This window comes from Actinomadura spongiicola, assembly GCF_003432485.1.
In the GTDB taxonomy this organism is placed as follows: domain Bacteria; phylum Actinomycetota; class Actinomycetes; order Streptosporangiales; family Streptosporangiaceae; genus Spirillospora; species Spirillospora spongiicola.
Window position 1 is genome coordinate 409352 of the sequence record NZ_QVNQ01000002.1, and the last position, 19451, is coordinate 428802.

18 protein-coding genes and 1 riboswitch are annotated in these 19451 nt (G+C 71.5%); of the genes, 13 read left to right on the plus strand and 5 right to left on the minus strand.

All coding sequences use genetic code 11. The annotated features are described in order from the left end of the window. On the plus strand, positions 1 to 387 hold the full coding sequence (locus D0T12_RS06600; RefSeq protein ID WP_117398513.1) for a PTS-dependent dihydroxyacetone kinase phosphotransferase subunit DhaM: 387 nt from the start codon (positions 1 to 3) through the stop codon (positions 385 to 387). 29 nt (positions 388 to 416) lie between these two features. On the opposite strand, the gene D0T12_RS06605 is transcribed toward D0T12_RS06600, so the two are convergent. Then, positions 417 to 713, minus strand: a complete 297-nt coding sequence (locus D0T12_RS06605; protein WP_117398515.1) for a protealysin inhibitor emfourin — start codon at positions 711 to 713, stop codon at positions 417 to 419. A 40-nt stretch (positions 714 to 753) separates the two neighbouring features. Further along, a complete protein-coding gene (locus D0T12_RS06610; protein ID WP_147339416.1) occupies positions 754 to 2235 on the minus strand; it encodes a gluzincin family metallopeptidase in 1482 nt (493 codons plus the stop codon). 334 nt (positions 2236 to 2569) lie between these two features. Between D0T12_RS06610 and pcrA the strand changes: the two genes are divergently transcribed. Together pcrA and D0T12_RS06620 are read left to right on the plus strand one after the other, a co-directional pair. Further along, positions 2570 to 4825, plus strand: coding sequence for a DNA helicase PcrA (pcrA, locus tag D0T12_RS06615; protein ID WP_199487324.1), 2256 nt, complete (start codon positions 2570 to 2572; stop codon positions 4823 to 4825). 30 nt (positions 4826 to 4855) lie between these two features. Next, positions 4856 to 5398, plus strand: coding sequence for a GNAT family N-acetyltransferase (locus D0T12_RS06620; protein ID WP_117398519.1), 543 nt, complete (start codon positions 4856 to 4858; stop codon positions 5396 to 5398). 45 nt (positions 5399 to 5443) lie between these two features. Here D0T12_RS06620 and D0T12_RS06625 read toward each other — a convergent pair whose 3' ends face one another. Beyond that, the gene (locus tag D0T12_RS06625; RefSeq protein WP_233525872.1) at positions 5444 to 7000 is read right to left on the minus strand and encodes a glycoside hydrolase family 15 protein; all 1557 of its coding nucleotides are present in this window, start codon (positions 6998 to 7000) and stop codon (positions 5444 to 5446) included. Positions 7001 to 7290: 290 nt separating this feature from the next. Here D0T12_RS06625 and sucC point away from each other — a divergent pair, with 290 nt between their 5' ends. The 3 genes from sucC (at position 7291) to D0T12_RS06640 (ending at position 11318) form a co-directional block, all read left to right on the plus strand. Beyond that, positions 7291 to 8466, plus strand: a complete 1176-nt coding sequence (gene sucC / locus D0T12_RS06630; protein WP_117398520.1) for an ADP-forming succinate--CoA ligase subunit beta — start codon at positions 7291 to 7293, stop codon at positions 8464 to 8466. Between the two features lie 3 nt (positions 8467 to 8469). Beyond that, positions 8470 to 9357 (plus strand): succinate--CoA ligase subunit alpha, encoded by an 888-nt coding sequence (gene sucD, locus D0T12_RS06635; RefSeq protein ID WP_117398522.1) that lies wholly within the window; start codon positions 8470 to 8472, stop codon positions 9355 to 9357. Between the two features lie 143 nt (positions 9358 to 9500). Further along, positions 9501 to 11318, plus strand: coding sequence for a cell division protein PerM (locus D0T12_RS06640; protein ID WP_147339417.1), 1818 nt, complete (start codon positions 9501 to 9503; stop codon positions 11316 to 11318). On the opposite strand, the gene D0T12_RS06645 is transcribed toward D0T12_RS06640, so the two are convergent. Further along, positions 11315 to 11800 carry a hypothetical protein gene (locus D0T12_RS06645; protein ID WP_117398525.1) on the minus strand — a complete coding sequence of 162 codons (486 nt, stop codon included), beginning with the start codon at positions 11798 to 11800 and terminating at the stop codon, positions 11315 to 11317. The two genes, D0T12_RS06640 and D0T12_RS06645, sit on opposite strands and share 4 nt — an antisense overlap. A 120-nt stretch (positions 11801 to 11920) precedes the next feature. Here D0T12_RS06645 and purN point away from each other — a divergent pair, with 120 nt between their 5' ends. The 4 genes from purN to D0T12_RS06665 all read left to right on the plus strand — a co-directional run bounded on the left by purN (position 11921) and on the right by D0T12_RS06665 (position 15425). Beyond that, positions 11921 to 12607, plus strand: coding sequence for a phosphoribosylglycinamide formyltransferase (purN, locus tag D0T12_RS06650; protein WP_117398527.1), 687 nt, complete (start codon positions 11921 to 11923; stop codon positions 12605 to 12607). After that, on the plus strand, positions 12588 to 14153 hold the full coding sequence (purH, locus tag D0T12_RS06655; RefSeq protein ID WP_117398528.1) for a bifunctional phosphoribosylaminoimidazolecarboxamide formyltransferase/IMP cyclohydrolase: 1566 nt from the start codon (positions 12588 to 12590) through the stop codon (positions 14151 to 14153). Before purN ends, purH begins: the two co-directional genes overlap by 20 nt. A gap of 113 nt (positions 14154 to 14266) precedes the next feature. Further along, complete coding sequence (locus D0T12_RS35255) at positions 14267 to 14443, plus strand: hypothetical protein (protein WP_158581429.1); 177 nt, start codon at positions 14267 to 14269, stop codon at positions 14441 to 14443. A 25-nt stretch (positions 14444 to 14468) separates the two neighbouring features. Continuing rightward, positions 14469 to 14555, plus strand: a riboswitch (ZMP/ZTP riboswitch). 21 nt (positions 14556 to 14576) lie between these two features. Further along, entirely contained in the window at positions 14577 to 15425 is an 849-nt protein-coding gene (locus tag D0T12_RS06665; RefSeq protein WP_117398532.1) for a bifunctional methylenetetrahydrofolate dehydrogenase/methenyltetrahydrofolate cyclohydrolase, read from the plus strand. Between the two features lie 159 nt (positions 15426 to 15584). Here the strand turns inward: D0T12_RS06665 and D0T12_RS06670 are convergent, their stop codons facing one another. Continuing rightward, on the minus strand, positions 15585 to 16313 hold the full coding sequence (locus D0T12_RS06670; RefSeq protein ID WP_117398534.1) for an FHA domain-containing protein: 729 nt from the start codon (positions 16311 to 16313) through the stop codon (positions 15585 to 15587). Positions 16314 to 16508: 195 nt separating this feature from the next. Here D0T12_RS06670 and D0T12_RS06675 point away from each other — a divergent pair, with 195 nt between their 5' ends. The 3 genes from D0T12_RS06675 (at position 16509) to D0T12_RS06685 (ending at position 19451) form a co-directional block, all read left to right on the plus strand. Further along, positions 16509 to 16940: a DUF3017 domain-containing protein gene (locus D0T12_RS06675; RefSeq protein WP_117398536.1), complete on the plus strand. Its 432-nt coding sequence runs from the start codon at positions 16509 to 16511 to the stop codon at positions 16938 to 16940. A gap of 92 nt (positions 16941 to 17032) precedes the next feature. Then, complete coding sequence (locus D0T12_RS06680) at positions 17033 to 18250, plus strand: NADP-dependent isocitrate dehydrogenase (RefSeq protein ID WP_117398538.1); 1218 nt, start codon at positions 17033 to 17035, stop codon at positions 18248 to 18250. 211 nt (positions 18251 to 18461) lie between these two features. Beyond that, a complete protein-coding gene (locus D0T12_RS06685) occupies positions 18462 to 19451 on the plus strand; it encodes a malate dehydrogenase (RefSeq protein WP_117398540.1) in 990 nt (329 codons plus the stop codon).

Genomic DNA, 19451 nt, shown 5'->3' on the forward strand with positions numbered 1-19451 from the left:
ATGGTCGGAATCGTGATCATCGCGCACAGCCGGACGCTCGCCGAGGGCGCCGCCGAGGTGGCCCGCGCCATGGGCGTCGGCAAGGCCGTCGTGGAGCCCGCGGGCGGCGCCCTCGACGGCGGGCTCGGCACCAGCATCGATCTCGTCGAGGCCGCCGTCGCCGCCGCGGACGACGGTGACGGCGTCGTGCTCGTCGCCGACCTCGGCAGTTCCGTGCTCACCGCCAGGATGCTCATCGAGGACACCGACGGGGAGAACGTGCTGCTCGCGGACGCGCCGCTCGTGGAGGGCGCGGTCGCCGCCGCGTCCATGGCCGCGACCGGCGCCGACCTCACGGCCGTCCACGCCGCCGCCGAGGCCGCCTACGACCACCGCAAGACCCGCTGACCGCCCGGCCGCCCCCCGGCCGCCCGGCTTTACTCGGCGGGGCCGTGCAGGAGGGTGCCGAGGACGGACGGCGCGCGCACCGTCGGGTCGCCCCGCACCTCGTAGACGCGGGGAGCCTCGCCCGCGCCGTCCTCGACGGTGATCCGGTAGCCGGGGAGGTCGGCGCCGATCTCACCGCGCTCGCCGCGGGCCTGCGCCGCGGCGAGCGCGTCCACCGCCTCCCGGATGCGTTCCGCCTCCCCGGCGGGAAGCGCGGCGGTGTCGTACCGCGCGACGACCGTGCTCCGACCTGTGAAGCCCCCGGTGCTCTCGACCGTGACGCGCACCGCTTCCGCACCTCCGCCGGTCTCTCGTTTCCCCGGACGACTAGCCGAACGCCTCGCGCAGCTCTTCGAGGTCATCGTGGAGGATGTCGTCGTCCTCCAGGGAGCCGTGCCTGGCGAGCTTCTCCGCGGAGACGACCTGGTATTCGGGCATCTGCATCGTGCCGCAGCACCGGGTCCGGTCCTGCTCGGCGCGCAGGCTCGCCGAGTGCTCGTCGAGCTGCTCGACCTCGGTGACGTCCCGCCCGTCCCCGGTGTAGTCCGCGTCGGTCATCCTCATCCGCCCGCTCATCAGGTCGGTCAGCGACGTCGCCGCGGTCGTGATCTCCCGGACGGCGAACCGGTTGCGGACGAACGTCCGGTAGATCGGCGGGTGGCCGCGACCCGCCGAGATCCGCAACATCTCGTTCGCCACGTCCACGTACCGGGCGCCCGTCGCGGGGGACGCGACGATCGCGTCGAACACCAGCCGGCACAGCTCCGCCGCGACCTCGATCAGCACGAGCGTCGGGTCCTTGGTGCGCCGCTGCCGCGCCGTCTCGAACGCGCAGACGTCGGCGAGCACGTCGTAGATCGCGCCGGTGAACACCTGGGAGATCCCGTGCACCTCGTTGCCGACCTGGCTCAGCTTCAGGTCGTTGTCGCAGTTGCGCAGCCCGGACGGCATGCCGAGCGCCCGCCCGAACTCCTCCGCGACGTCCGCGAGGAACGACTTGTCGTGCAGGTTCCCCTTGGTCAACGCCACCAGGGCCTCCGCCTGGTCCGGCTGCGCCAGCGCCAGGAAGATCGCGGTGAGGTCGCCGAACGCCTCGTGCAACCCGCCGGTCTGTGGCGGGCAGTCCGCCGCCAGCCAGCCCGGCTTGAGGCCGTCGAGCAGCGCGTGACCCGTCTCGTGCGCGACGATGTCGAACGACCGGCACGTGTGGACCACGGTCGACTGCGGCTGCCCCTCCGGCGTGAAGAACAGGAACTTCAGCGCCTTGGCCGTCCGGCTGTAGAACGCGTTCGCGCCGAGACCGGCGTGCGGGTACACCGTGATGCGGTCGGTGTTGCCGTCGACGTTCCACGCGAACGGGATCGGCCTGCCGCCGTTGTGCCGCTCGTACATGGCGAGGGCCTGCCGGACGACGGCGAACGTGTGCGCGCAGTCGAACTGCGGGGTTCCGGCGGCGAACACGAAGTCGCCGTTGACGTTGCGGGCGACCGGGGTGACGCCGTCCAGGACCGTCCGGACCCGCGCGTCCGTCGGACCGTTCAGCACCACCGACGGGACGAAGGCCAGCCGGGCGCCCAACTCGGCGACGGACGGGTCCTGCTTGTAGATGAGGAACCGGTGCCCGGTCCGTATCGGCGCGGGAATCGGCACCGGCCTCGGCACCGCCGGCGCCGCCGCCTGGACGGCGGCCTGCACCGCGGCCGTGGCCCCGGACACGCGTCCGGCCGAGGCCGGTCGCTGCGCGGGGACCTCGACGTCCATCGTCCCGGTACCCCGACGATCTTGGAAGTCCTGCTGGTGGATCTCCATGGAAACCACCTCCCCCTCACGGCGCGCGAACCCCTGATGACTCCGCGCTTTCGCGGGTGGACGCGCGTCCGCCGGGGCCCTGTCTGCACGCGGGCCTGTACGCGCCGGGCCGGGTCGGGGCCGGCGGGTCGTGTCCGCCCCGTCCCGCCACACGCTCCGCCGGTCAGGAGATCGAGTCAACCCGCGGAGTCCAAAAGGCCCGCCATCTGTCCACAAGCTGCCGCGGGACGTCCACAGGCTGCCATCGGGTGGTGACAGGACGGATTGTCATGCCCGCGCCGCTCCTTCGTGGAGACGCCGAAATCGTCCGGCCGGAGCCGTAGACTCGCACATGATGTCGAAGACCGAAGCCAGCCCCTTGCTCGACGGACTCAACCCGCAGCAGCGCGCCGCCGTGGTGCATTCCGGCGGTCCGCTGCTGATCGTCGCGGGCGCGGGCTCGGGCAAGACACGCGTGCTCACCCACCGGATCGCGCACCTGCTCGGCGAGCGGAACGCGCACCCCGGGCAGATCCTCGCGATCACCTTCACCAACAAGGCCGCCGCCGAGATGAAGGAGCGGGTGGACGCCCTCGTCGGGCCACGCTCGCGCGCCATGTGGGTCATGACGTTCCATTCGGCCTGCGTGCGGATCCTGCGGCGCGAGGCCAAGCGGCTCGGTTTCCCGACCAGCTTCTCGATCTACGACCAGGCCGACGCGAACCGTCTCATGGCGCTCGTCTGCCGGGAGCTCGACCTCGACCCGAAGCGGTATCCGCCGAAGGCGTTCAGCGCGCAGGTCTCCAACCTGAAGAACGAGCTGATCGACTACGAGACGTTCAAAGCGCGGGCGTCCACCCACATGGAGCAGACGCTCGCCGAGGCGTACGAGATGTACCAGGCGCGGCTCCAGCAGGCCGGCGCCATGGACTTCGACGACCTCATCATGATGACGGTCAACCTGATGCAGGTCTTCCCGGAGGCCGCCGAGCACTACCGGCGCCGGTTCCGGCACGTCCTCGTGGACGAGTACCAGGACACCAACCACGCGCAGTACGAGCTGGTCCGGGAGCTGACCGCCCCCGTCGAGGGGTTGGAGCCGGCCGAGCTGTGCGTCGTCGGTGACGCCGACCAGTCGATCTACGCGTTCCGGGGCGCGACGATCCGGAACATCCTGGAGTTCGAGCGCGACTACCCGGACGCCACGACGATCCTGCTGGAGCAGAACTACCGGTCCACGCAGACGATCCTGTCGGCCGCCAACGCCGTCATCGAGCGCAACGCCGACCGCAAGCCCAAGAAGCTCTGGTCCGACCAGGGCGAAGGCCACAAGATCACCGGTTATGTGGCCGACAACGAGCACGACGAGGCCGCGTTCGTCGCCCGCGAGGTCGACCGGCTCGCCGACGACGGCGAGGCCCGCGCGGGGGACGTCGCCGTGTTCTACCGCACCAACGCGCAGTCCCGCGTGTTCGAGGAAGTGTTCATCCGGGTCGGGCTGCCGTACAAGGTCGTCGGCGGGGTCCGCTTCTACGAGCGCAAGGAGATCCGCGACGCGCTCGCGTACCTGCGCTGCCTCGCCAACCCCGAGGACACGGTCTCGCTGCGCCGAATCCTGAACGTTCCCAAGCGCGGCATCGGCGACCGCGCCGAGGCGTGCGTCGAGGCGTACGCGTCCCGCGAGCGGATCTCGTTCTGGCAGGCGCTGCGGAACCCGGAGGACGTGCCGGGCATGGCGACCCGGTCGATCAAGGCCGTCCGCGACTTCGTCGCCCTGCTGGACGACCTGCGCGGCGCCGCCGAGTCCCTCACCCCCGCCGACCTCGTCGGCGAGATGCTGAAGGCCAGCGGATATCTCGCCGAACTCCAGGCCTCCAAGGACCCGCAGGACGAGACCCGCATCGAGAACCTCCAGGAACTGGAGGCCGTCGCCCGCGAATTCGAAGAGCGCCTTGAGGGCGAGTCCGCCGAGGGACGCCTCGCCGAGTTCCTGGAGCAGGTGGCCCTGGTCGCCGACGCCGACTCGATCCCCGGTGGCGCGAAGGGCGGGCCGGTCCCGCCCGGCGAACAGCCGGAGGAGACCGAGGGCGGCGTCGTCACGCTGATGACCCTGCACACCGCCAAGGGGCTGGAGTTCCCCGTGGTGTTCCTGACGGGCATGGAGGACGGCGTCTTCCCGCACCTGCGCGCCATGAGCAACCCGAAGGAGCTGGAGGAGGAACGGCGGCTCGCCTACGTCGGCATCACCCGCGCCCGGCAGCGGCTCTACCTGTCCCGTGCCGCGATGCGCAGCTCGTGGGGCGCGCCGCAGGTCAACCCGCCGTCCCGGTTCCTCGGCGAGGTCCCGAAGTCGCTCGTGGAGTGGGAGCGGGAGGCGACCTCGACGTCCGGTTCGGCGATGGCGCAGATGGCGTCCCGCCCGGGGGTGCGGTCGTCCGGCAACCGGCCCGTCCCGTCCCTCACCCCGGGCGACAAGGTGACTCACGACGCCTTCGGCCTCGGAACCGTGGTCTCCGTCTACGACGGCGGTCAGAAGGCCAGCGTCGACTTCGGCGGCGACTACGGCGTCCGGACCCTGGTCCTCCGCTACGCCACCATCGAGAAACTCTGACCGCGCGGCGGTCGGGAGGAGCCCCCCCATATGTTCGCTCTCAAGCTCGCCGACGACGCCGAGCTTCGCCCTCTGGAGCCGTGGAACGCGGCCGAGTTCGCCGAACACGCGGACCGCGTCCGCCATGACATCGATTTCTACATTCCCTGGGCGCGCACCATCGTGGACGAGGCGACCGCGCTGGAGTTCCTGCGGTCGTACGCGGTCAAGCAGGCCAAGGACACCGGGCGGCTCTACGGCATCTGGGTGGACGGCGTCCTCCAGGGCGGGACGCTGTTCCGCACGTTCGACGCCGCCATGGGGGTGTGCGAGGCCGGCGTGTGGCTCTCGGCGGAGGCGCGCGGGCGGGGGCTGATCACCACGGCCGTCCGGCACATGATCGACTGGGCGTTCCGGGCGCGGGGGATGCACCGGGTCGAGTGGCTGTGCGATCCGCGCAACACGGCGAGCGCGGCGGTGGCGAAGCGGCTGGGGATGACCCTGGAGGGCGTCCATCGGCAGGGGTTCGTCCTGGACGGCGACCGGCGGGACGTCCAGGTCTGGGCGATCCTCGCGGACGAGTGGGACGAATGAGCCGCCGCCACGGCCCGCACCGCCACGGGGCGTCCCCGGTGCCGGTCAGCCCGTGGGCGGGATCGGAAGGGGCTTGTCCAGGGCGGTGAGGGTGAGCAGGGCGAGCGCCGCCGTCCAGCCGAGCGGGGCCGGGCCCGCCTGCCCGCCCTTGGAGCCGACCTTCTCCGGCAGGACCCCGAGGGTCGTGCGGTTCGCGTTCAGCCAGTCGAGGCGGCCGAGGGCCTCGTACGTCCGGCCGGACGCGGCGGAGTTCAGCCCGAACATGGCCGTCTCCGGGGTCCAGGCGACGTCGGGGTCGCCGGACCAGCGCTCGCCCGGCAGGACGCCGCCGTTCGGCAACGTCTGCCTGCGCCGCGCGTCGGCGATCGCGGCGGTCACCGCCGGGTCGGCGGGGGCGAACGGCGGCGCGAGGAACGTCACCGAGGTGTCCATGAGGCCGTCGCGGACGGGGGAGCGCGGGTAGCCGTACGGGGCGAACTGGCGGTCCACGGCGTCCGACAGTTGCCGCGCGGCCTTCCGCCACTCGGCGGCCTTGCCGTGCTCGCCGCGGGCCCGCGCCAGGTCGGCGGCGGACCGCAGGCCGGCGAGCACCGGCGCGACGACCCCGAGGGTGGGGCGCCGCGGGTCCTCCTCCTTGCGGTGGTCGCGTTCCCAGTAGTCGGACGAGGCGGGCGGCAGGCCCTCGGCGTCCAGCGAGCCGGCGAGGTGGTCGGCGGCGCGCCGCACCATCGGCCACAGGTTGGGCGGTTCCTCGTCGAGCGGTTTCGTCGTGACGAGGTGGAACCAGGTCGCCCACAGCACCCAGCCGACCGAGTCGAGTTGCGGGGCCCGCCCGTCGGCGACGGCCGTCCCGTCGGGGTGGTAGCGGGCGGCCCACATGCCGTCGTCGTGCTGGACGCGGGCGAGGAAGCGCAGGATGCGGCGGGCCTCGGACGGGTGCCCCGTCGCGGTGAACGCGGCGACGGCGAACGCGGAGTCGCGGGGCCAGCAGTACCGCCACTTGGTGTACCAGGAGGCGAGGGACGCGCCGTTCGGGCGGGTGAGGAGCCGCAGGTCGAGCAGGGCGCGTGCGGCCATGTCGTGGTAGCCGGCGCGGCCGCCGGTGGGGACGGTGCCCTGGGCCAGCCAGGAGCGGTCGGACCGCAGCGCCTGGGCGACGCGCGGGTCGGACGCGTCCACCGTGACGGGCTTGTCGCCGCCGAACGGGATGAGACGGACACGCCCGTCGGCGAGCCGGACGACCGAACTGTCGGGCAGGTAGTACGCCCCGGGCGCCAGTTCCGGGGACAGCGGGGCGCCCGCGAACGGCCACCCGCCCCCGCCGACGAGGCCGGGGCTCACCCAGCCCTCGCCTGACCGGTCGGGGACGTTCGCGCCGCCCGTCGCGATGATCGCCGCCACGATCAGGAGCGCGGTGACGCGGCGGAACGTGCGTGTCGACCCGCGCCTGCGCCTGCGCCGGGGGCGAGGTGGCGGGGTGCGGACGGGGTCGGCCGCCACGATCCCGCTCGGCACGGTCTCCGCGAGGAGGGCGTCGTCGAGGGCGGGACCGGTGAGAACAGGTCCCGCGAGGGGGGTGTCCCGCTCATCCGCCCTCGCCATGCGTCGCCCCCTCCACCGCATCGCCCGCCGGACTGATCCCGGAACGAAAATAAGTACATCAAACTACGTCAATTGGTTCATCCTCCTCACGTGCCACTCCTGCCCTCCTCAGGGGTGAGACATACCCACGTCCCGGTAACACTCCCTGAGGGGACCCGGTGGCCTCATCATGCGGCCGGGTTGACTAGGCTGCGTCGACGGAGCGGACCGCAGAGTGCCGGCCGCGCGGAGTCCCGTGCAAACCCCCACTCGTGTGGTCGATCGAATGTCGATCCGTTAAAGGACGCCTCGTGGACCTGTTCGAACATCAGGCGAAGGAACTCTTCGCCGAGTACGGGGTACCGGTGCCCACCGGCAAGGTCGCCCATACTCCCCAGGAAGCCCGGGCCATCGCGGCGGAGCTGTTCGCCGCGGGAAGCTCGAAGGTCGTGGTCAAGGCCCAGGTGAAGACCGGTGGCCGCGGCAAGGCCGGCGGTGTGAAGCTGGCCGACTCGGCCGACGAGGCGGAAACGCTCGCCGGCCAGATCCTCGGCATGGACATCAAGGGCCACACGGTCCACAAGGTCCTGATCGAGGAGGGCAGCGCGATCGCGCAGGAGTTCTACTTCTCCTTCCTGCTCGACCGCGCCAACCGCACCTTCCTGTCCATCTGCTCCGTCGAGGGCGGCGTGGAGATCGAGGAGGTGCCGCACGACCGGCTGGCGATGGTGCCGATCTCGCCGCTGCACGGCGTCGACCGGGCCCTCGCCCGCGAGATCGCGGAGAAGGGCCGGCTGCCGGAGCAGGCCGTCGAGGGCGCAGCCGAGCTCATCGAGCGCCTCTGGGCGGTGTTCACCGACGAGGACGCGTCCCTCGTCGAGGTGAACCCGATGATCCTCACGGCGGACGGGCGGGTGACGGCCCTCGACGGCAAGGTCACCCTCGACGACAACGCGGACTTCCGCCAGGACCACGACAAGTACGAGGACAAGGCCGCCGCCGACCCGCTGGAGGCCGCGGCGAAGGCCAAGGACCTCAACTACGTCAAGCTCGACGGCAGCGTCGGCATCATCGGCAACGGCGCGGGGCTCGTCATGTCGACCCTGGACGTGGTCGCGTACGCGGGTGAGGAGTTCGGCGGGCAGCGTCCCGCGAACTTCCTCGACATCGGCGGCGGCGCGTCCGCGGAGGTCATGGCGAACGGGCTGGAGATCGTCCTGTCGGACAAGGACGTGAAGTCGGTGTTCGTGAACGTCTTCGGCGGCATCACGGCCTGCGACGCCGTCGCGAGCGGCATCGTGTCGGCGTACAAGCTGCTGGGCGACCGCGGCGAGTCCGTCGACCGGCCGCTCGTCGTCCGCCTCGACGGCAACAACGCCGAGCTCGGACGCAAGATCCTCAACGACGCGGCGCTGCCCGGCGTCCAGCAGGTCGACACCATGGACGACGCGGCGAGGCGCGCCGCCGAACTCGCGGCAGGTGCATGAGCGATGGCCATCTGGCTCACCGAGAACAGCAAGATCATCATTCAGGGCATCACGGGGTCGGAGGGCACCAAGCACGGCCGCCGGATGCTCGCGTCCGGCGCGCAGGTCGTCGGTGGCGTGAACGCCCGCAAGGCTGGGCAGACCGTCGACTTCGACGGGACGGTCCTGCCCGTCTTCGGCACCGTCAAGGAGGCGATGGGCGAGACCGGCGCGGACGTCTCCGTCGTGTTCGTCCCGCCGAAGTTCACCAAGGACGCCGTCGTCGAGGCCATCGACGCGGAGATCGCCCTGTGCGTCGTCATCACCGAGGGCATCCCCGTCCACGACACCGCCTACTACTGGGCGTACGCCGAGTCCAAGGGCAACAAGACCCGCATCATCGGGCCGAACTGTCCCGGCATCGCCTCGCCCGGCAAGTCGAACGCGGGCATCATCCCTGCCGACATCACCACGCCGGGCCGCCTTGGCCTGGTGTCCAAGTCGGGCACGCTGACGTACCAGATGATGTACGAGCTGCGCGACATCGGCTTCTCCACGTGCGTCGGCATCGGCGGCGACCCCGTCATCGGGACGACCCACATCGATGCCCTCCAGGCGTTCCAGGACGACCCGGACACCGACGCGATCGTCATGATCGGTGAGATCGGCGGGGACGCCGAGGAGCGCGCCGCCGCCTACATCGAGCAGCACGTCACCAAGCCGGTCGTCGGCTACGTGGCCGGGTTCACCGCGCCCGAGGGCAAGACGATGGGCCACGCCGGCGCGATCGTTTCGGGCTCGGCGGGCACCGCGCAGGCGAAGAAGGACGCCCTGGAGAAGGTCGGCGTCCGCGTCGGCAAGACCCCGAGCGAGACCGCCGTCCTCATGCGGGAGATCATGAAGAACCGCTGATCGTCGTTTTCTCGTCGCCGGAAGACGTCCGGGCCGCCGTGGCCGGGCGTCTTTTCGGTTTCCGTCCGACGTCCGGCGACGGCGCGGCGACACGCCGGGCGAGGGGACGTCCGGGGCGCGGGCGTGGTGCCAGCATGGTGCGCGTGAGCGATGCGACCCCTGGAAGGCGTGCGACCCCCGACCGTGGTGCCGCGACGGCGGCGGGACGGGCCGCGCGGCGTCCGGAGGCGCGCGGCCGCGCCCAGCCGCCGCCGGAGGCACCGGCCCCGGTGACGGTGGCCCGGCCGCTGTACGTGACGGGCCTGGTCGCGGCGCTGTGGTGCATCGGGATCGGGCTCGCCGTCCTCACCACCATCACGCTCATCGGGTGGATCGCGGCGCCCAGGACGGCGTTCGGCGACGGGATGTCCGGTGTCTTCCGGACGGCCGTGAACTTCTGGCTCGTCTCCCACCACGCCGGCTTCTCCTACGGGCAGGGCCGGGTCGGGCTGCTGCCGCTCGGCGTGCTCGTCCTGCCCGGGGTCATGCTGTACCGGGGCGGCGGGTGGATGATCCGGGTGGCGGGGCTGCCGCACCGTCCGCGGGCCGCGGTGATGCGCGTCGCGGTCGCGCTGGCCACGCCCTACGCCGCGCTGGCCGCGCTGCTCGCGCTGGCGGCGTCGTCCCCGCAGGTGCGGCCGTCGGCGGGGCAGGCGCTCGTCGCGTGCTTCCTCGTCGCGGTCATCGCGGGCGGCCTCGGCGCCGCGCGGGCCGTCGTCGCCGCGCAGGTGGCGGCGGAGGCGAAGGGACGGCGGGTCAGATCGGGCCTGGGCGCGCTGCTGCGGCTGCTGCCGGACCGTCCGCGCTCCCTCGTGATCGGCGTGTCGGGGGCGTTGGCCGTGCTGCTGGGGTCCGGCGCGGTGCTCGTCGGCGCGTCGCTCGCCGTGAACATGGGCGACGCCGACCACCTGTACGACATGCTCGCCCCCGGTGTCGTCGGCGGCGCCCTGCTGCTGCTGGTCGAGCTGGCCTTCCTGCCGAACGCGGTGATCTGGGGGATGGCGTACGCGATCGGGCCGGGCTTCTCCGTCGGCTCCGGGACGAGCGTGTCGCCGACCGGGGTGGTCCTCGACCTCGTCCCGGCGTTCCCGCCGCTCGCGGCGCTGCCGGAGCCGGGACCCGCGCCCGCGGTGTCGCTGCTCGCGCTGGCCGCGCCGTTCCTCGCGGGCGCGGTGGGCGGCGTCCTCACGATCCGGTCGATGCCCACGCCCGTGTCGGAGGGGGCTCCCCTGTGGGGGTTCACGTCCGGGGCGCTGACCGGTGCCGTGGCGGCGCTGCTGACCGTGCTGTCCGGCGGGCCGCTCGGCGACGGGCGGATGGCGACCATGGGGCCTTCCGCCTGGCAGGTCGGCCTGCTCGCGGCCCTGGAGGTCGGCATCTCCGCGGCGATCGCGGCGTGGGCGGCGAACGCGCTGATCCTGCGCCGTGCCGCCCGCCCCCCGGCGGAGACCCGCGCGCCCGCGCGGAAACGGGCGTCCAGGAGAGCGGCCAAGAAGGCGGCAGGGAAGGCGGTCGACAAGGCGGCCGGGAAGGACACGGTCAAACCGAAGAAGCGGGGGCGGAACGTCGCGGCGCCGGTGCCGCTGTCCGCGCCCGTCCCGGCCGAGGTCGAGGTCGAGGTCGAGGAGAAGGCCCCCGAGCCGCGTCCCGCCCCGAGGCCGCCACACGCACCGGACCCGCTCCAGTTCGAGGAGGCCGAACCGGTCCTCGGCCCGCGCCGTCCGCGCCGCCGCCCGGCCCCGCCGCCCGACCTGCCCGAAGAACCGTCCGAACCCGAACCGGAGCCGGCCCATGACGTCCTCGAAGGGCACATCCTCGACGAACCCGTCGACGTTCCGCCGCCACGCGAGGACCCCGAACGCATCGAGACCCGCGGCGGAGCCATCTACGTGCTCCGCGAAGACCCCGAACGGGACGACTAGAGCAGGTCGCCGTACTTGTCCATGCTGCCGGACGGCAGGCCGAGCTTGTCCTCGATCTTCGGGTAGTACTCGTCGCGGCACGCCTGCTTGTCGACGGTGGTGTTGGATCCGCTGATGCAGCTCTGGTAGCCGCTCAGCTCCGGCCACAGGAACGCCGTCAGCGACACCGACAGCGTCGAGAACACCAGACCGATCACGCCGAGGACGATGCCCGGGACGGCGCCCGGCGCGGCCGCCCGCGCCCGCCGCGCGTTCCGGCGGGCCCGGATGCCGACGACGAGCGCGGCGACGCCGAGCACGAGGCCGAGCGGGTAGAAGAAGAACGCGGTCACCAGCGCGATGCCGCCGAGCCACAGGGCCCGCCAGCCGCCGCGCTGCGGCGGGCCGGGTGGCGGAGGCGGCGTCGGCCCCGCCGGCGGTCCGCCCGGGTGATCGTCCGGGCGGTGTTCCGGCTGGGCCGGAGGGCCCGGCTGCTCGCTCACGTTCTCTTCCTCCTAGCCCCTGGCATGGTTGACCCCGGTCCGTCCTCGGGGGGCGCCGAGCCGGCCCGATAGGCTGCTGGTCGGCCCGAAACGGCAAACCCCATCGTCCACCAGGGAGTCATGGTGTCCGCCCGGCTCGTCGTCCTCGTCTCCGGCGCGGGGACCAACCTACAAGCGCTGCTCGACGCGTGCGCGGATCCAGCCTACGGGGCGAAAGTCGTGGCCGTGGGGGCGGATCGTCACGATACCGGCGGAACCGCCCGCGCCGAACGGTCCGGCGTGCCCACGTTCACCGTCCGGATTCCGGACTTCCCGTCCCGGGACGACTGGGACGCGGCGCTCACCGAGGCCGTCGCGGCGCACGAACCCGACCTGGTGGTGTCCGCCGGGTTCATGAAGATCCTCGGGCCGCGTTTCCTCGCGCGGTTCGGCGGCCGGACCGTCAACACCCATCCCGCGCTGCTGCCGTCCTTCCCCGGCGCCCACGCCGTACGGGAAGCCCTGGCGTACGGGGTGAAGGTCACGGGATGTACGGTTCACTTCGTCGACGAAGGAGTGGACACCGGACCCGTCATCGCCCAGGACACCGTCCCCGTGCGCTGGCATGACGACGAAGACTCCCTGCACGAGCGCATCAAGCAGGTGGAGCGCCGGCTCCTGGTCGACGTCGTCGGACGGCTCGCCCGCGACGGCTGGACGGCGCGCGGCAGACGCGTCTCACTGAAATGCAAGACCTGCGGTGAATCCAACGGCAGGGACACGTCCGATCAAGAGGGGAGCTCGGCCGGTGAGTCGGGTGGCGATTAAGCGGGCTTTGATCAGCGTCTACGACAAGACCGGGCTGGAGGAACTGGCCCGCGGCCTGCACGAGGCCGGTGTCGAGATCGTCTCGACCGGTTCCACGGCCGGGCGGATCGCCGCCGCCGGGGTGCCGGTGATGAAGGTGGAGAAGCTCACCGGCTTCCCCGAATGCCTCGACGGACGGGTCAAGACCCTCCACCCGAACGTGCACGCGGGCCTGCTCGCCGACCGCCGCAAGGAGTACCACCTCCAGCAGCTCGACGACCTCTCCGTCGAACCGTTCGACCTGCTCGTCGCCAACCTGTACCCGTTCTCCGCGACCGTCGCGTCCGGCGCCCGGCCCGACGAGTGCGTCGAACAGATCGACATCGGCGGCCCGACGATGGTCCGCGCCGCCGCGAAGAACCACGCGAGCGTCTCCGTCGTCGTCGACCCGTCCGCGTACGGGACCGTCCTCGACGCCGTCAACGCGGGCGGCTTCACCCTGGACGAACGCCGCCGCCTCGCCGCGCAGGCGTTCGCGCACACCGCGTCGTACGACGTCGCCGTCGCGTCCTGGTTCGCCAGCGCCTACGCCCCCGACGAGACCGCCGCCGAGACGAACTGGCCCGACTTCCTCGGCGCCACCTGGGAGCGGTCGAACACCCTCCGGTACGGCGAGAACCCCCACCAGCGCGCCGCCCTGTACCGGACCCCCGGTGAGACCGGGCTCGCCGGAGCGGAACAGCTGTACGGCAAGGAGATGTCGTACAACAACTATGTGGACACCGACGCCGCCCTCCGCGCCGCCCACGAGTTCACCGACCCCTGCGTCGCGATCATCAAGCACGCCAACCCGTGCGGCATCGCCGTCGGCGCCGACATCGCCGACGCGCACCGCAAGGCCCACGCCTGCGACCCCGTGTCCGCCTACGGCGGCGTCATCGCGGCCAACCGTCCCGTCACCGCCGCCATGGCCCGGCAGGTCACCGAAAGCTTCGCCGAGGTGCTGATCGCGCCGTCCTTCGAGGACGAGGCCGTGACCGTCCTCACCGACCGATTCAAGAACATCCGACTCCTCGTCTGCCCCGACGCCCCCGCGGGCGCCACCGAGTACCGGCGCATCGACGGCGGCCTCCTCCTCCAGAGCGTCGACCGCATCGACGCCCCCGGCGACGACCCGACCGGCTGGGAACTCAAGACCGGCGCGTCCGCCGACGAGGCCACCCTCCGCGACCTGGCGTTCGCGTGGCGCGCCGTCCGCTCCGCCAAGTCCAACGCCATCCTCCTCGCCGCCGACGGCGCCACCGTCGGCGTCGGCATGGGCCAGGTCAACCGGGTCGACGCCGCCAAACTCGCCGTGGCCCGCGCGGGCGCCGACCGCGCCGCGTCCGCCGTCGGCGCGTCCGACGCCTTCTTCCCCTTCCCCGACGGCCTCGAAGTCCTGACCGAGGCGGGCGTCCGCGCCATCGTCCAACCCGGCGGCTCCGTCAACGACGACAAGGTCATAGCCGCCGCCGCCAAAGCCGGCATCACCCTCTACTTCACGGGAGTAAGGCACTTCTTCCACTGAGCCCTCTGTGTACAGGGTGGGTTCTTTACCTTTTGTTGGAGGTAGCCTCTGGCTTACCGCGCCCCCGGAACGTTCTGACCACTCGGCGCGGAGTGATCTGGATGGGAGGCGCGGTGGAAGCGGTCTTGGCGATGATCGTTGTGTCCGTTTACCGTACGGACGCGCTGTTGATGGAGTCGCGGCAGATGATCGGGCTCGCCGCGGCCCTCCTCGCGGCGATGCTGGCGGCGCAGCTCGGGTGGCACGGGACGGACCGGCTGCTCGCCTGGCGGGGGCGCTCCGAAGACTGAGACGGCCGGGACCGGTCGATAGCATGAGGTCGCACGCGACTGGCGCGGTCAAGGTGGGGCACCACCGGGGAGCGAACGAACAGTCCGGACGCCGCGCGCCTGGGTGGACGGGAGACCTTCCGCGGAGGAACGCATGACGGCACAGATTCTGGACGGCAAGGCGACGGCCGCCGAGATCCGCTCGGACCTCAAGGGGCGGGTCGAGGCGCTGAAGGCGCGCGGCGTGTCCGTCGGGCTCGGCACCGTCCTCGTCGGCGACGACCCCGGCAGCCACTCCTACGTCAACATGAAGCACCGCGACTGCGCCGAGGTCGGCATCGAGAGCATCCGCCGCGACCTGCCCGCCACCGCCACCCAGGACGATGTGGAAAGCGCCGTCGCCGAGCTGAACGCCGACCCCGCCTGCACCGGCTACATCGTCCAGCTTCCACTTCCCAAGGGCCTGGACGAGCAGCGGGTGCTGGAGCGCATCGACCCGGCCAAGGACGCCGACGGCCTGCACCCCGCGAACCTCGGGCGGCTCGTGCTGATGCAGCCGGGGCCGCTGCCGTGCACCCCGAAGGGGATCATCGAACTGCTGCGCCGCTTCGACGTGCCGATCAAGGGCGCCGAGGTCACCGTCGTCGGACGCGGCCTCACCGTCGGGCGTTCCCTCGGGCTGCTGCTGACCCGCCGCAGCGAGAACGCCACCGTCACCCTCTGCCACACCGCGACCCGTGATCTGGCGGCGCACACCCGTGCCGCCGACATCGTCGTCGCCGCCGCCGGGGTGCCCGGTCTCATCACCGCCGACATGGTCAAGCCAGGCGCGGCCGTCCTGGACGTCGGCGTGTCCCGCGTGGACGGCAAACTCGCCGGAGACGTCGCCGCCGACGTCCGCGACGTCGCGGGCTGGGTCGCGCCGAACCCCGGCGGGGTCGGCCCGATGACCCGCGCGATGCTCCTCGCCAACGTCGTCGAGGCCGCTGAACGCCTCGACTGATCGGCGGAGCCGCCACCGGCACCCCCGGTGACGACCCCGCCGTCCACGTCCGCCGGACGGGGCCGCGCCGTCACTAACGCGGCCCCGTACGGACTGGCTCGGCGGTGGCCCTCACGTCGTTGCGCTGCCTGGAGGGTGGCCGCCGAGAAACCGACTACGTCAGCTCGCCCTCCGTCCTGCCGGGCTCGGAGCGCGCCCCGACGGCCCGTTGACGTGGCCGTGCCCCGTACCCGTCCGCCGCGGGTCGGGCTTCGGCCGCACTCCGGGGACGCGCCCGTCCATCGGGGGGCGGCCCTGCGGGACGTGCACCGGCGGCAGCGGCCGGACGAGGCCCATCGCGATGACCTCGTTGGCGAGCCGCGTACGCCGGTTGGCGCCCTCGGGGATCCGGAACTTCTGGTAGAGGCGCAGCAGATGCTGCTTGACGGCCGCCTCCGTCACCACCAGCTCCCCGGCGATGTCACGCGCCGTGGCCGGGGCCACGAACGCCTCGTCCGACAGGGCGGGACGGCAGAGCGAGGTCAACACGTCGACCTCGCGTCGGGTGAGTTCCGGAGCGACGGCACGCCGCAGCTCGACGTCCGGGTCGACCTCCTCACGGGGGATGCCCCCCATCCGGCAGCGCGCCGTGCCGAAGCTCACGACGTCACCGTCATCCAGGACTCGGCGGGCGATCGGTCGCCCGTTGACGCGGGTCCCGTTGCGGGACAAACCCATGTCCACAACGTAGACGTACGGTCCGCGCCGGACGAGCTCAGCGTGCAAGCGGGACACACTCGGGTCGTCGAGACGTATGTCGACTCCTCTCCCTCTCCCGACCGTCGTCACGTCGTGGCGCAGCGGCATCACCAGCCCGCTGTCCTCGATCCGCATGAACGGCCCCTCCACGGCAGTCCTCCCAGCTAGTTAGCGACCCCTGTCTGCCGGGTTACCCGGGCGCGTCACCGTCACACCCTCCTACTGGCGAGTAGCACCGATGGCGCAAGGGATTCCGGGCTCTCCGGCATCACCCGGGCCCCATCCGTCCCGACCCCGGGGCGGACGATGACGTGCCACGACGGGATTGCCGCTACGGTGTAAACCATGAGCACCCAGGTGCGTCGGCGGACGCGCAGGGCGCCGCGCCGCCGGGGCGCCGCGCCGCACTGGCTGGCGCAACTGCCCTACCTGATCGTGCTCAGCGGAGTCGGCGCCGGCCTCACCCTGTGCGCGTTCAACTACTTCCGCAAAGGGTCCGGGCTGATGGCCGCCGCGTTGCTGTTCGGGGCGCTCGCCCGGCTGCTGCTGCCCGAGTCGCAGCTCGGGCCGCTCGCCGTCCGCAGCCGGTCCATCGACTGCTGGACGCTCGTGATCCTCGGCGAGATGGTCGCGTTCGTCTCGCTCAGCGTCCCACCGATGAACAAGCCGGGCCTCGCGCTCGCGGGCGCGTTCGGCGTGTTGATCCTGCTCGCCATGGTGGCGCGGGCCGTACGGCTGCTCATCACCGGGCGCCGGGACGGCCCAGGCCAGGTCTAGACCTCAGAACCCCCTCGGCTAGCCTTGCCAGTTGAGCCTTACAAGGTCTGAGTCTTTAGCTCGCCCCGGTGTAGGAAAGGGACAGCACCAGCATGCCCAAGATCAAAGTAGCGGGCCCGGTCGTCGAACTCGACGGCGACGAAATGACGCGGATCATCTGGAAATTCATCAAGGACCAGTTGATCCTGCCCTACCTCGACGTGGACCTGAAGTACTACGACCTGGGAATCGAACACCGTGACGCCACGGACGACCAGGTCACCGTCGACGCCGCCAAGGCCATCCAGGAGCACGGCGTCGGCGTGAAGTGCGCGACCATCACCCCGGACGAGGCGCGCGTCGAGGAGTTCGGCCTGAAGAAGATGTGGCGGTCCCCGAATGGGACGATCCGCAACATCCTCGGCGGTGTGGTCTTCCGCGAGCCGATCATCTGTTCCAACATCCCCCGCCTCGTCCCCGGCTGGACCAAGCCGATCATCATCGGCCGGCACGCGCACGGCGACCAGTACCGCGCCACCGACTTCGTCGTCCCCGGCCCCGGCACGGTCACCATCACCTACACGCCCGAGGGCGAGGGTGAGCCGATGGAGTTCGAGGTCGCGTCCTTCCCCGGCGGCGGCATCGCGATGGGCATGTACAACTACGACTCGTCCATCCGCGACTTCGCGCGGGCGACGATGCGGTACGCGCTGGAGCGCGGGATGCCGTTGTACATGTCGACGAAGAACACGATCCTGAAGGCCTACGACGGCCGGTTCAAGGACATCTTCCAGGAGATCTACGAGTCGGAGTTCAAGGCCGACTTCGAGGCCAAGGGCCTCACCTACGAGCACCGGCTCATCGACGACATGGTCGCGGCGGCGCTGAAGTGGGAGGGCGGGTTCGTCTGGGCCGCCAAGAACTACGACGGCGACGTCCAGTCCGACACCCTCGCGCAGGGCTTCGGCTCCCTCGGGCTGATGACGTCCGTGCTGATGACCCCCGACGGCAAGACCGTCGAGGCGGAGGCCGCGCACGGCACGGTCACCCGGCACTACCGGCAGCACCAGCAGGGCAAGCCGACGTCGACCAACCCGATCGCGTCCATCTTCGCCTGGACCCGCGGCCTCGAACACCGCGGCAAGCTCGACAACACCCCCGCGGTCATCGAGTTCGCCCGCACCCTGGAGCAGGTCTGCGTCGAGACGGTCGAGAGCGGCCAGATGACCAAGGACCTCGCCCTCCTCGTCGGCCGGGAGACCCCGTGGCTGACCACGCAGGCCTTCCTGGAGGCCCTCGACACCAACCTCCAGAAAAAGGTCAATGGCTGAGGCCCCTGGCTTAAGCGTTCGTCCCCGAGGCCGTCCCGGAGCACTTCCGGGACGGCCTCGACGCGTGTGACCTGCCGCCATGCCGATGGTGCACCTGCCGGGTGATGGGTAGGGGGTGCGCGATAGCCTGAACCTCGCACATATCTCGACGGCGAGAGACCCCGCGCGGCGGCGGGCTCAGGTTCACAGCAGCAGAGAGAAGAAGAAGGCAATGACGCGCACCCCAGTCACCGTTACCGTCACCGGCGCCGCGGGCCAGATCGGCTACGCGCTGCTGTTCCGCATCGCGTCCGGGCACCTCCTCGGCGCGGACGTCCCCGTACGGCTGCGACTTCTGGAGATTCCGCAGGCGGTGAAGGCCGCCGAGGGCACCGCCATGGAGCTGGACGACTGCGCGTTCCCGCTGCTGTCCGGCATCGACATCTTCGACGACGCGACCAAGGCGTTCGAGGGGACGAACATCGCCCTCCTCGTCGGCGCCCGTCCCCGGACGAAGGGCATGGAGCGCGGCGACCTCCTGGAGGCCAACGGCGGCATCTTCAAGCCGCAGGGCGAGGCCATCAACGCGGGCGCCGCCGACGACGTCAAGGTCCTCGTCGTCGGCAACCCGGCCAACACCAACGCCCTCATCGCCCAGCAGCACGCGCCGGACGTCCCCGCCGACCGCTTCACGGCCATGACGCGCCTCGACCACAACCGCGCCCTCGCCCAGCTGTCGAAGAAGGCGGGCGTCTCGGTCGCCGACATCCGCAAGATGACGATCTGGGGCAACCACTCCGCCACCCAGTACCCGGACATCTTCCACGCGGAGATCGCCGGCAAGAACGCCGCCGAGACGGTCAACGACCAGGGCTGGCTGGAGAACGACTTCATCCCGACCGTCGCCAAGCGCGGCGCCGCCATCATCGAGGCCCGGGGCGCGTCCTCGGCGGCGTCCGCCGCGTCCGCCGCCATCGACCACGTCCACACCTGGGTGAACGGCACGGCCGACGGCGACTGGACGTCCATGGCCGTCGTCTCGGACGGCTCCTACGGCGTGCCCGAGGGCCTGATCTCGTCCTTCCCCGTCACCACCCGCGACGGCCAGTGGGAGATCGTCCAGGGCCTGGACCTCAACGACTTCTCCCGCACCCGCATCGACGCCTCCGTCGCCGAACTCTCCGAGGAACGCGAAGCCGTCCGCAAACTCGGCCTCATCTAA

Excerpts from the sequence above, each read along its gene's own strand:
- D0T12_RS06600 (WP_117398513.1), top strand. The coding sequence starts at position 1 with ATGGTCGGAATCGTGATCATCGCGCACAGCCGGACGCTCGCCGAGGGC.
- D0T12_RS06610 (WP_147339416.1), bottom strand. The coding sequence starts at position 2,235 with ATGGAGATCCACCAGCAGGACTTCCAAGATCGTCGGGGTACCGGGACG.
- pcrA (WP_199487324.1), top strand. The coding sequence starts at position 2,570 with ATGTCGAAGACCGAAGCCAGCCCCTTGCTCGACGGACTCAACCCGCAG.
- D0T12_RS06620 (WP_117398519.1), top strand. The coding sequence starts at position 4,856 with ATGTTCGCTCTCAAGCTCGCCGACGACGCCGAGCTTCGCCCTCTGGAG.
- D0T12_RS06625 (WP_233525872.1), bottom strand. The coding sequence starts at position 7,000 with ATGGCGAGGGCGGATGAGCGGGACACCCCCCTCGCGGGACCTGTTCTC.
- sucD (WP_117398522.1), top strand. The coding sequence starts at position 8,470 with ATGGCCATCTGGCTCACCGAGAACAGCAAGATCATCATTCAGGGCATC.
- purN (WP_117398527.1), top strand. The coding sequence starts at position 11,921 with ATGGTGTCCGCCCGGCTCGTCGTCCTCGTCTCCGGCGCGGGGACCAAC.
- D0T12_RS06665 (WP_117398532.1), top strand. The coding sequence starts at position 14,577 with ATGACGGCACAGATTCTGGACGGCAAGGCGACGGCCGCCGAGATCCGC.
- D0T12_RS06675 (WP_117398536.1), top strand. The coding sequence starts at position 16,509 with ATGAGCACCCAGGTGCGTCGGCGGACGCGCAGGGCGCCGCGCCGCCGG.
- D0T12_RS06680 (WP_117398538.1), top strand. The coding sequence starts at position 17,033 with ATGCCCAAGATCAAAGTAGCGGGCCCGGTCGTCGAACTCGACGGCGAC.
- D0T12_RS06685 (WP_117398540.1), top strand. The coding sequence starts at position 18,462 with ATGACGCGCACCCCAGTCACCGTTACCGTCACCGGCGCCGCGGGCCAG.